The following is an 11,025-nucleotide window of genomic DNA, read 5'->3' as shown; positions in this document are numbered from 1 at the left end:
TGGATCTCATCTCATCCGTCTCGTGCTCTCTCTTCTTTTCGCGGTTTTCGTCGATTTCGGAGGACGGTGGACTGTTGACGGACAACTATGAATTCTCGCACTCTCAAGGCGAAGCTCTCGACAATGCTCTTTCTCGATTGATCTTATCGGTGGACTGTTGACGGTTGACCTGAGAAGGCCTCCTGCCAAAGGCAGCATTGCGACCTGGCGTGTTCTTCGCCAGCCTTGCGTCTAATGTTTTATTCCAGCATCACTTCCCCGGACGTTTTGCCGGGCATCACTTCCTGCGCAGCAGCATCACTTCCTCACGCCAGCGAGCCTTGCGTCTGATGCCTTTTTCTTCCTCCTATTGCTGCACTAATCCGATAGTAGCTTTGCATTTGTATTTGACACCTTTGGCAACTATGTCCAAAGGCAGATAGAACTCACTGAAGGTTCCGCCTGGAGTGATATGGACCTGTCGTGTTTGCCCTGGGAGCACATCTATCTGAGATTCACCCTCGATTGTCACTTGTGAGCTTTCTCCTGTGGGTAAAATCATCTCTTCGTAGAATATGGCTGTTATTGACTCTTCTAGGTTATTGGTGATCGAAACGGTAATAACCGACCCTACTTCAAGAGAAATATCTACTCCCGGTACGTTTGGCTCGAATTGCATTATATAAACGTCGGGAAGTTGAGGCCTCTCAGGAACGCTATAACTGGTAAACATGAGCACCGAAGCAACTGCAACCGCGAGCGCGATTGCGCCTATTACATACCATATATTCATACAATCACCTCCAGCAAGTAATAGAATATCATGAATTCATGTTTCTCTAGATTAGAGGAATGACTTTCATCTATATTGCGGCTACACGTGGTCCCTTGTAGAGTATGGAAAACAGTCACCCTAAAGCAAGTCGGCTTTCTTGTTGAGTGATCCGTCAGTTGTGGGTTATGGTGTGTGCTTTTGAGGGAGGAGCAAAATGCCAGATCAGCTTGTCATATCGACATGCTGGTTTGAAGGAAGTACGTCGTTTGTTATCTGACTAGCCCGCATTGATTTGCTCCCATTCAGGACCCCTAATCAGGATCTGATACTCGATCTTCTGAAGGACGGACATCTAGGTAAAGAAAGGAAGATAGACCCGGAGTTCTTCGACTTCATCCTGGATGTCTTGATAGACCTCGTCGTCATGTTTCTCAACAGAGGACTATGGAAGACGGCGATGAAGGTGCTGGTGAATTAGCCTGACGTTTGAGGGTTGAGTTTAGAGGTTAGAAAACCTTCCCCAGAAGCAGGTATCGCAATTAACAAGGAGAGAAAGCAGTATTTTCTTCAAGAGCCTCGGCTTTGGCCGGGGTCCTCTTATCTGAGTTCCAGATCTGAGTTATTTGGTTTTCGATGTAAACTCTTCTATAATTTCAACGGATGCGGCTTTTTATTATGGGGAATCGAGAACGAGAATAAGGGGGATCACTATGAAGAGAATCCTACTTCTCCTTCTGTTAGCTGCATCGACAACCGTTCTTGCCATGACTCCAATTACCCTTCGCTTCGGCGACATAACCGCTACTTATTTTGAAGAGCATCTTATTCTATTTGACAGCATCCAGGAGTACGATGAAGCCGTCGTCTGGTCTATCGTCGACGGTGACACGATCACCTTGAAAAGAGGGATAACACCGGATGCTCTTGAAAAAGTAAGGCTGATAGGAGTGGATACACCGGAAAGCGTTCATCCCGAAAAAAGTGTCGAGCATTTCGCGATTGAAGCCTTCCGGTTTCAGCAAGGCAGTTCTTGAAAGGAAGAATGTCTTCTTTTCCTTATGTGCCAGTCTGATCTTAACTAGTCGATCCTGACTGAAAAAGCAATTGGGTTTTCTTAGGTTTCTCGTCTCTGGAAACGTATAAACCACCAGATTGTTTGAGAAGGGAAAACGGAAGATATTCTTAAATTTTGGTTTTTATGTTGCAAGAGATATAATGTACATAAATTAATCCTTATTAAGACTTTTATCAAGTTTAGTAACAGATAGCTCAAGTAAAGCATTTCACTGTTATCCTACCAACAATTGTCATATGAATATTGCTTATGGAAAAATGAATTGAGGTGATGATTTTGCGATTGCTCACAACATATGAAACTCCGGGTCCCATTCCTCTGGACTACCGTAAGGGATTCATGTCGCTTATCAAAGAGTCTCTAAAAGACTCCTCTTCAGAGGAATTCAAAAGGGTCTACGGCAAGCGTGCCGGTAGGAATATCGTCTTCAACTGTTGCTTCGGAAAGGATATGCGGATAGACAAGAAGAGGGAGAATATTGTTCTGAATTCCCCAACGTTTCTCTTTGAACTCTCCAGCCCAGATACCAAACTAATTGCAATGATCTATAACGGGCTCAGGAAGAACCGCGAATACGCAATCTTTGACTCGAAGATCAAGCTCAAAGACATTACGCCTGTAAACACTCTTATCAGATCTAAAGATAGAATCCGTGTCCGTTCTGTCTGCCCTATCCTGGTGAAATCGAGCCCGGATAGTGGATCAAGATATCTACTGCCTGGAGAAGAGAGCTTCTATGGCTGCCTGAACCATTTCTGCAAGGTGAGATACGAAGAATTCTTCTCAGAAGAATTCAAAGGGAGCGTAGAGCTGCTTCCTCTTGAACTGAAAAGAGTTGTCGTAAAACATATGGGAACCTACCACACCGGATTCAAAGGCATTTTCGAGTTATCCTCGTCTTCTAAAATGCTTCAGTTCCTGTATGATGCGGGAATAGGAACGAGGACATCTCAGGGATTTGGAATGCTGGAGCTGGTATCATGAAGATTTACGCCTCCAACTGGCTTATAAACATGGGAATAGTAGGTTTTCTGAGGATCTTGAAGTATTCCGGCGTGGATATCACTAAACTCTTCAACGAAGACGGTTCAATAGAGCTGACAGAAGGATTGCTAGACAACTTCGGACATAAATATCTTGCATATAGTCTTTACTGGTACACAAAAGAACTTATCGATAATCTTCCATATAACGAAGATTTGAAAGATCAGACAAAAACTGCCATTGCAAGCCTTGAAAAAACGTTGAAAGATGTAGAGAAACAGATCGCTGAAAAACCCAAGAACAAGTACTCTCTAAACGAAAGGAAGAAGCAAGTAACCAAAACTATTGAAAAACTCTCAAAGTTTCCTGTTGAATTCAACTTGCTTCTGAATTACTATGCCAATCTACCCCTTATAGCAAATCCATCCAGCAAAACCTCAAAGCGTGCGGAGTCAATCGACGAGGAATTTGTACATCCAGCTATTGAATCGCTGGATGGAACACAGGATAATTCTCAACCGCTGTGTTCGATGTGCTCCAGAGTCAGGTCAAAACCTCTGGAAAAAGGGAAGTCTATCTTCTCGAAATCCCTGTTCTCTCCTCTTGGGGTAAGCCTAAATGAGTTTGTTAACTACTTCTACAATCTGGAACCGCATATGTACATTTGTCCTGTCTGCAGATTCTTACTGGTTTGCACATACGCTGGCTTGACCAGGAAGCCTTACGATCATGTTGATAAAACAAACGAGGTGTTCGTAAATCTTGCGGCTCTCGGAATCGAAGAACTGTTCAATTTGAACGAAGGAATCTCTCTTATACACTCCCTTGAGAGGGGAGAGACGCTATATGAGAGAGTTATCGAACTATCTCTATCAGGCCACATAAAGAGGAAATCGCAGTGGTCACTTGAGAACGTGCAGTTTATAGAGATGCTTGCAAAGCCACAGAAGGATACTCCAAACCTTAAAACTTATAGTCTGTCTCCTGATGTTGCTAGACTCTTTGCCGATCCCAAGACTGTAGATACGAACCTGAAGAACATAACAGGCAGGATACTTCTTACTGAGGGAACAAATGAAGAAGGTCCTATGAAACAAGTGGTTCTAAAGAACCTCATAAGTGGCAAAGACTTAATGGAGCCGGCCTTTCTTGCTCTGAGTACTTTTGTCAAGAACGATGGATATTTCGTCTGGCTTCTAATATCCGCTTTCAACACGATTGTCCTGTCAGCAAGAAGGAATTCGATTAGATCGAAAATAGATGGAGGTGCGAAGAACATGGGTGAAAGAGAAAACTACGGCATATTGAGGAAGTACCAGGAGATAGGCCAGAGAGACTTCACACATTTCGAGCTGGATAAGAAAAAGAGAATGTCTTACGTTCTTCTCTCACTTATCCACAACAACAAAGCCGAAGAGTTCTATGAGAACCTACTCAAGATATACATTAACAGTGACAGATCCATTCCAGAAGAGATCGTTGGACTTCTTACAGAGTCTCCGGCTGCTACTTTCAAAGAGAAGGCCTTTGCTTTCATGACAGGATTCCTTATGGGGAAGAGGGAAGATAACGACGAAGATAAAGGGGGTAACCAGTAATGGAAAAGTACAACAGGGGCTTGACATTAACCGTTGTAGTGGAAGGGCAATCGCTGAATTTCGGTGAGGGTTTCGGAAATGTGGCCACTCTCAAGAAGCTTAAGCGTGCAAACGGAAACGAGTACGATTTCTCCTCCAGACAGTCTCTCAGATACAGCATAGTCAAGATGGGCAACGAGAGCTTTGGCTGGAAGCTATCTGCGGTAAAGGCGGAAGGATCAGGGAAGAATAAGGTGGTCCAGTTCATCGCTGAAGAAAGCATAGGGTCTTCTACCGAGATCGATCTGTTCGGTTATATGAAGACAAAAAGCAAAGGTAGTGAAGATAAAACGGCGACCAGAGTTGCCCCTGTAAGACTAACTCCCGCAATCGCCCTTGAACCGTTCAACTACGAAGTAGAGTTCCAGACAAACAAGTGGCTGGCAGACAGGGCAGGAGAAAATCCCAACATTGCGAACGCAGAGAATCACAGGTCTCTCTACAGGTACACCGTTACGGTCGATCTCGACAGAGTTGGTACCGAAGCCTGGAATCTATCACTACCTGAAGAGGAAAGAAAGGTAGAGGTTTCTCCTGAAGAGAGAAGCAAGAGAGTTTGTGAACTACTAGAGATAATCAAGTATCTCTACAGAGACATCCGCGGTAGAAGAGAAGATCTGAAACCGGTCTTCGTTGCAGGCGGAGTCTATAAGATCAAGAATCCGTTTTTCATGAACGCCATCTCGATTGCCTGGGATGGAGACAAACCAGGAATAGATCTTGACCCAATAAAGGAAATATCCGAATCCATAGAAGATGGAGAGACATTCATTGGTGCTCGCAAGGGTTACTGGGCAAATGAGTTTGACGAGAGTGTTCTATCACCCGAACAGGCAATAGAGAAAATGAAGAATCTGGTCAAGTCTGTATACAGCGGGCAGTGATCTTATGGAACTTCTTAAAGCGAAGTTATACCAGGAGACGGCGGTCTACAGGATCCCTTTCTCTCTGGAGATAGTCGAGAGTTACCCGCTTCCGACTCCATGTACTGTAAATGGAATGATACACAGCCTTCTGGGAGCCGATGGCCTTATTCCGGATCTGCGTTTCAGCATACAGGGCTCTCACAGAGGAATCATGGAAGACTACCAGTGGTACAAAAAGCTGTCCATAAAGAACTTAAATTCTTTTAACAAAGAGCCAAGGCCAATTCTTGTTAACGTTCTAAATGGAGTCAATCTTACAGTCCATGTGGGTTCTAAAGACCACTCGCTTCTCGAGAAGATACTCCAGGCCCTTAACTCACCACCGTATTACCCCTTTCTCGGAAGAGTAGAAGATCTTGTTGAGATCGTTAGCGCTGGTTTTGTACAGGTAAATGATCCTGAAATAGAAGAAGAGTACGGGCAGCCAGCATTTATCCCAAAGCAGATGGCAGATTCGATGTTGGTTTCTGGCACACTCTATAGATTACCTGTGAACTACTCGTATAGAGAAGTAATGAAACAGGGAAAGAAAAAAGCACCGCCTTCAGTAATCAGGGAGTTCGAATGGAAAGATTATTTTTATGTAGAAAGACCAAGAATATTACTAGCTAGAATAGATGAAGAGGGTGACCCTGTTTGGCTGGAGCTGTGATCTATGCCAAGTCGAAACCACCTGAGACTCTTTTCGACCACACCAAGAGTGTAATGGATAACACACTATTGCTAATCAAAGAGTACGGAAATAGAATAATGAGTTCCTGGCCGAAATCCTTGCCCGATTTGAATAGGTTGTTGAGTATAGTAGCAGCCTATCATGACCTGGGGAAGAACTACACGCCTTTTCAGAATGTCTTGAGGGAATCGATCAAGATCGATCCTCTTGCTGTTTCATCACTAGATCCTCATATTCCGCATAGCTTTCTATCGGCTGCGTTTTTCCTTGCAGATGCAAAGGATCTTGGTGTAGAGGATCTATATCTCAAGGCATTACTGACAAGGGCTATCGCCTTTCATCATCACAGGGATTTCATGGAGAGACTATTAGATCCTGACAGCGAACTCCTCAAAGAAGTAATAAAGGAAGATATACAGCCCAACTACGAGAGACTCGATTTTATGAAAGAACTGGGAGTCATTCTCAATAGTCCTGTGTTCAAAGAAATAGGGCCATTACTTGAGAGCCATAGAACCTCAATGTGGGAGCTTTTGTTGACAAAAAAACCAGAGTACCGAAAAGCATACGACCTACTGGCTGGATTTCTAATGAAGGCTGACCACTCGGCATCGGCACATCTTCCCACTGAGTTTGAGCCATTTGCAAATACGAAAGATTCTGTCCTCAAGTATCTCTCAGAAAAAAAGATAGATGTTTCTTCCCTCTGGCAGCTGGAGGTTCTCAATTCCATAAGGGGAAAAAATGTGATACTGATCGCCTCTACCGGTATAGGGAAAACTGAACTAGCTTTACTTTGGAACGAAGACGAGAAGCTTTTCTACACATTGCCACTGAGAACCTCGGTGAACGCAATGTTCAGCAGAATGGTTTCGGTTTTTGGTGATGATGGCCGGATAGGCTTGCTTCACAGCACTGCATCTGCCTATCTTCTTAAAGAGATAGAAGAGAGGGATAAGCAGGACACCGAAATAGTTGGCCTTATGGACAGAGCGAGGCAGCTCTCCTTACCGCTGAGTGTTTCTACGGCCGATCAGTTATTCACCTCAACATTCAAGTATCCTGGCTACGAAAAGGTCTATGCCACCCTCTCCTATTCGAACATAGTAATTGACGAATTACAGGCATACAATCCCGAAATAGCGGCAGCAATTCTCTGGGGCTTGAAAGAAGTGACAGAACTTGGGTCAAGATTCTGTCTTATGACGGCCACTCTGCCAGGCTTTTATCTAGACTTCGTGAAAAAGAACTTTCCAAATACTGTGATTGAAAGGCGCTTTCTTCAAGTCTCAAAACACAGGATAGAAATAGTCAGGGATAGCATTACGGAGTACTGTGATTCGATTATCGCTTCATGGATGGAAAAGAGAAGAGTTCTGGTCGTAGTGAACACTGTTAAACAGGCTCAAAAACTCTATGGAGAACTGAAAAGAAGACTCAATAATGAGTCAGAAGATAATCTGATGCTCCTTCATTCGGGATTCATCCTGCGGGACAGGTCGCTTAAAGAAAACAGACTACTTGATGATGACAATCCTTTCACGGGAATTGTTGTAAGCACCCAAGTTGTAGAAGCGTCTCTTAACATTGATTTCCCAGTCCTGTTCACTGAAATTGCTCCGGCTGACAGCCTCGTTCAGAGAATGGGTAGGGTTGAGAGAAGGATAAGGGAGGGGAAACTGAATCTCGAAAAACCAAACGTGCATATATTCTGGAGTGATGAGACTTCCGGCGTTGGGTCTGTATATGAGAGAAACCTTGTCTCAGGAACGGGAGAGCTCCTGGAGAAGTATTCAGGCAGACTACTTTCAGAAGAGGACAAACAGGACATAGTGAACACTCTTTACTATAGCGAAAACGCAAAGAAAGTTAAGGAGAAGTTCGAGAAGGCAATAGAAATGCTTAAGTTGGGTATTCTAAAAGCCAATAACCGTGATGATGCTCAGAAGCTCTTCAGGGACATATCATCTATTGAATGCATTCCTCTCGCGATCTATGAAAGAGAAGAAGATGTTATATCGAAGCTTGTGGAGAAAGTGGAATCCTCCAAAGAAAGGATTTCTCGCCTGCGCGCAGCAACCGAACTACAGGGATATACACTATCCGTGAAGAGGTCCAGAGTTCCCGATTCAAAGATAGTGAAACTAATCGGAAGTACAGTCGTGATAAACATACCATATGACGCTTCTACGGGAATCCAGTACGAAAAGGAAGAATCTCCCTTTGTTTGATGCAGAGCTCCCTGCATATGGTGGTTTGCAGGTCTCATATTACACCGTATGCAAAAGAAAACTCTGGCTATTCAGCCACGGAATTTCAATGGAAAGCGAAAACGAAAACGTGAAGCTTGGAAAGTTACTGCATGAAGATTCCTATGAGCGAAAGGCGAAGGACATTCTAATAGACAACAAAATCAGAGTGGATTTCATCGATGGTGGCTCGATTCACGAAGTGAAGAAGTCATCCCGTCTTGAGGAGGCAAGTGAGAATCAAATCCTATATTACCTTTATTATCTTTCACTAAAAGGAGTCTTTGTAGACGGCGAGCTGCACTATCCAAAAGAAAACAGAGTGAAGAAAGTAACTCTAGATGAGGATGCCAGAGAGAAGATAGAGTCTATCATCTCTCACATTGACGAAATACTGAAGATGCCTTCACCTCCTTCTCTTGATTCTGAATCGAAGCCTTATTGCAGGAAATGCGCTTACTATGACTTCTGCTATGGTTAGGAGGCCCCAAATTGAGGACTTACTACGTCATGAACAACGGAACGCTTCTGCGAGAGGGCAATACCCTCTATGTGAAGACCGGGGAAAGGAAGAAAGCTATTCCCATACAAGATATACACGATCTGTATGTGATGGGAGAGGTCACCCTCAATTCCAAGGTAATAAACTTCCTGGCGCAGAACGGGAAAGTCGTTCACTTCTTCAATTACTACGGCTTCTACTCAAGTTCTCTCTATCCGAGAGAAACACTTGTTTCAGGTCATGTTAAAGTTAGACAGGCCGAACATTACCTGAACAAAAGGAAGAGGCTTAAACTGGCACAGTTGTTTGTAGATGGTGCAGCGACAAACATTCGGCGGACACTCTTGTACTACCAGTCAAGAGGAAGAGAACTCGGCAATGCAATTGAATCAATTGAGAAAGAAAGTGCATCGATCTACGAATCCGGTGCAGTAGATCAGTTGATGGGTATAGAAGGAAGAATTAGAAGCACTTACTATTCGTGCTGGAACGATATACTGAAGGAAGCTCCTTCTTTCGATAAGAGGAAAAAAAGGCCGCCTGACAATGAAGTCAACGCCCTGATTTCTTTTGGAAACTCCCTAATGTACACCGCAACTCTAAGCGAAATATACTACACACAGCTCGATCCAACAATCAGTTTTCTTCACGAACCGGGAACAAGGAGATTCTCACTTTCACTTGACATCTCAGAGATATTCAAACCTCTGGTAATTGACAGAATGATTTTCAAACTCTGGAACAACGGAGAAATCGACACGTCTGACTTTACCAAGAAAGAAGGAATATGCCTGCTAAGTGATAAGGGGAGGATGACGATGCTGCAGGATTACGATGAAAGAATGAAGACAACGATAAAACACAGGAAATCAGGTAAACACCTAACATACAGGCAACTGATTCGCTCTGAGTGCTACAGACTGATAAAGCACATAATAGGCGATCAGAATTATGAACCATTCAAGGCCTGGTGGTAGTTTTGTATGTTCTTGTCGTTTACGATGTTGCGGTAAAGAGAATAGACAAGATTAGAAAGCTTCTCAAAAGGCAGCTGAACTGGGTTCAAAATTCTGTCTTCGAAGGAGAATTGACTGCTGCCGGATTTGAAGCAATGAAGAAAGCTATTACGAGAGTAATAGAGAAGGACGAAGATAGTGTACTGATATACAAGATAAAAGATGAGAAATGGGTTAACAAGACCGTTATCGGTCTCGAAAAGGCAGACACGAAAAATTTCTTATGATAGAACTCTCGTCGGGCTGGATTTTTCCGTCACTTCCTTGCTCGAAAAGTGACTTATAGTTCTCACCAACTGTCAATTTTTCTTTATTTGAAACGCTTTCAGAACGTCGTCTGGTCCCAAGGAGATTCGCATCATGACAGCTCGACGATACAGATAACCACTTTCTTTTGAGAGAATCGATTGCAGTCGGCTATAATTGGATGTAATAAGCCCTATTTTCGGGGGTCCCCATATATCCTTGAAGGTATCTAAATATACTTTGAACATCAAGTTCACGTGCTATATCTTGTCCCCATATATCCTTGAAGGTATCTAAATGGGAATATTCCGGTGCTTGGAAGATGAACGAGTTTGTGTCCCCATATATCCTTGAAGGTATCTAAATTAACGTGTACACCTGTAACTATTCCCTCGATAATCGTCCCCATATATCCTTGAAGGTATCTAAATTCCCGCTCGCGGGGTTCGAGTCGTATCCGGAAGGCTGTCCCCATATATCCTTGAAGGTATCTAAATGGGGATTTTGAACAAGTTCGTGGACTACACGAAAGGTCCCCATATATCCTTGAAGGTATCTAAATCGAGATATAAAACTCAACGGAATCGTCCAGGGTTCAGGTCCCCATATATCCTTGAAGGTATCTAAATCAAAGAGCATGTCGCATACCATTATGACTCGGCTTCAGTCCCCATATATCCTTGAAGGTATCTAAATACTGGTCGGGTTGGCAGAGCCTATGGAACTTTACGAGGTCCCCATATATCCTTGAAGGTATCTAAATCAGGAATAGCCGGATAGAACGGTTCTTCACCGGCCGTCCCCATATATCCTTGAAGGTATCTAAATTCATAGGAGGTCTCGTGCTCGATATAGAGAAGCGTGCAGTCCCCATATATCCTTGAAGGTATCTAAATTCTGAAGAAATCAATCTATATTTTACGCTTGGTGAGGGTCCCCATATATCCTTGAAGGTATCTAAAT

The 11,025-nt window shown here is 43.5% G+C and carries 10 protein-coding genes and 1 CRISPR repeat array; of the genes, 9 read left to right on the top strand and 1 reads right to left on the bottom strand.

What is annotated here, in order from left to right:
* Positions 1-346: 346 nt before the first annotated feature.
* Entirely contained in the window at positions 347-772 is a 426-nt protein-coding gene (locus B3K91_RS08965; RefSeq protein WP_292594749.1) for a hypothetical protein, read from the bottom strand.
* Between the two features lie 692 nt (positions 773-1,464).
* Here B3K91_RS08965 and B3K91_RS08960 point away from each other — a divergent pair.
* From B3K91_RS08960 to cas2, 9 genes are all read left to right on the top strand, one after another.
* On the top strand, positions 1,465-1,788 hold the full coding sequence (locus B3K91_RS08960; protein ID WP_292594748.1) for a thermonuclease family protein: 324 nt from the start codon (positions 1,465-1,467) through the stop codon (positions 1,786-1,788).
* A 317-nt stretch (positions 1,789-2,105) separates the two neighbouring features.
* Complete coding sequence (gene cas6, locus B3K91_RS08955; protein WP_292594744.1) at positions 2,106-2,813, top strand: CRISPR-associated endoribonuclease Cas6; 708 nt, start codon at positions 2,106-2,108, stop codon at positions 2,811-2,813.
* Positions 2,810-4,411, top strand: a complete 1,602-nt coding sequence (cas8a1, locus tag B3K91_RS08950; RefSeq protein WP_292594741.1) for a type I-B CRISPR-associated protein Cas8b1/Cst1 — start codon at positions 2,810-2,812, stop codon at positions 4,409-4,411. The genes cas6 and cas8a1 overlap by 4 nt, the downstream gene beginning before the upstream one ends.
* Positions 4,411-5,334, top strand: coding sequence for a type I-B CRISPR-associated protein Cas7/Cst2/DevR (gene cas7i, locus B3K91_RS08945; protein ID WP_292594739.1), 924 nt, complete (start codon positions 4,411-4,413; stop codon positions 5,332-5,334). The genes cas8a1 and cas7i overlap by 1 nt, the downstream gene beginning before the upstream one ends.
* 4 nt (positions 5,335-5,338) lie before the next feature.
* A complete protein-coding gene (cas5b, locus tag B3K91_RS08940; protein ID WP_292594736.1) occupies positions 5,339-6,028 on the top strand; it encodes a type I-B CRISPR-associated protein Cas5b in 690 nt (229 codons plus the stop codon).
* A complete protein-coding gene (gene cas3, locus B3K91_RS08935) occupies positions 6,013-8,280 on the top strand; it encodes a CRISPR-associated helicase Cas3' (RefSeq protein WP_292594734.1) in 2,268 nt (755 codons plus the stop codon). Before cas5b ends, cas3 begins: the two co-directional genes overlap by 16 nt.
* Positions 8,273-8,779 (top strand): CRISPR-associated protein Cas4, encoded by a 507-nt coding sequence (gene cas4, locus B3K91_RS08930; protein WP_292594733.1) that lies wholly within the window; start codon positions 8,273-8,275, stop codon positions 8,777-8,779. Before cas3 ends, cas4 begins: the two co-directional genes overlap by 8 nt.
* Before the next feature lie 11 nt (positions 8,780-8,790).
* Positions 8,791-9,777 carry a type I-B CRISPR-associated endonuclease Cas1b gene (gene cas1b, locus B3K91_RS08925; RefSeq protein WP_292594730.1) on the top strand — a complete coding sequence of 329 codons (987 nt, stop codon included), beginning with the start codon at positions 8,791-8,793 and terminating at the stop codon, positions 9,775-9,777.
* 2 nt (positions 9,778-9,779) lie between these two features.
* Positions 9,780-10,043: a CRISPR-associated endonuclease Cas2 gene (cas2, locus tag B3K91_RS08920; RefSeq protein WP_292594727.1), complete on the top strand. Its 264-nt coding sequence runs from the start codon at positions 9,780-9,782 to the stop codon at positions 10,041-10,043.
* Between the two features lie 224 nt (positions 10,044-10,267).
* Positions 10,268-11,025: direct repeats of the CRISPR family, unit length 30 nt; unit sequence GTCCCCATATATCCTTGAAGGTATCTAAAT.

This window comes from Mesotoga sp. UBA5847, assembly GCF_002432735.1.
Classification (GTDB): domain Bacteria; phylum Thermotogota; class Thermotogae; order Petrotogales; family Kosmotogaceae; genus Mesotoga.
This window is presented reverse-complemented; position numbering and strand designations above follow the sequence as displayed.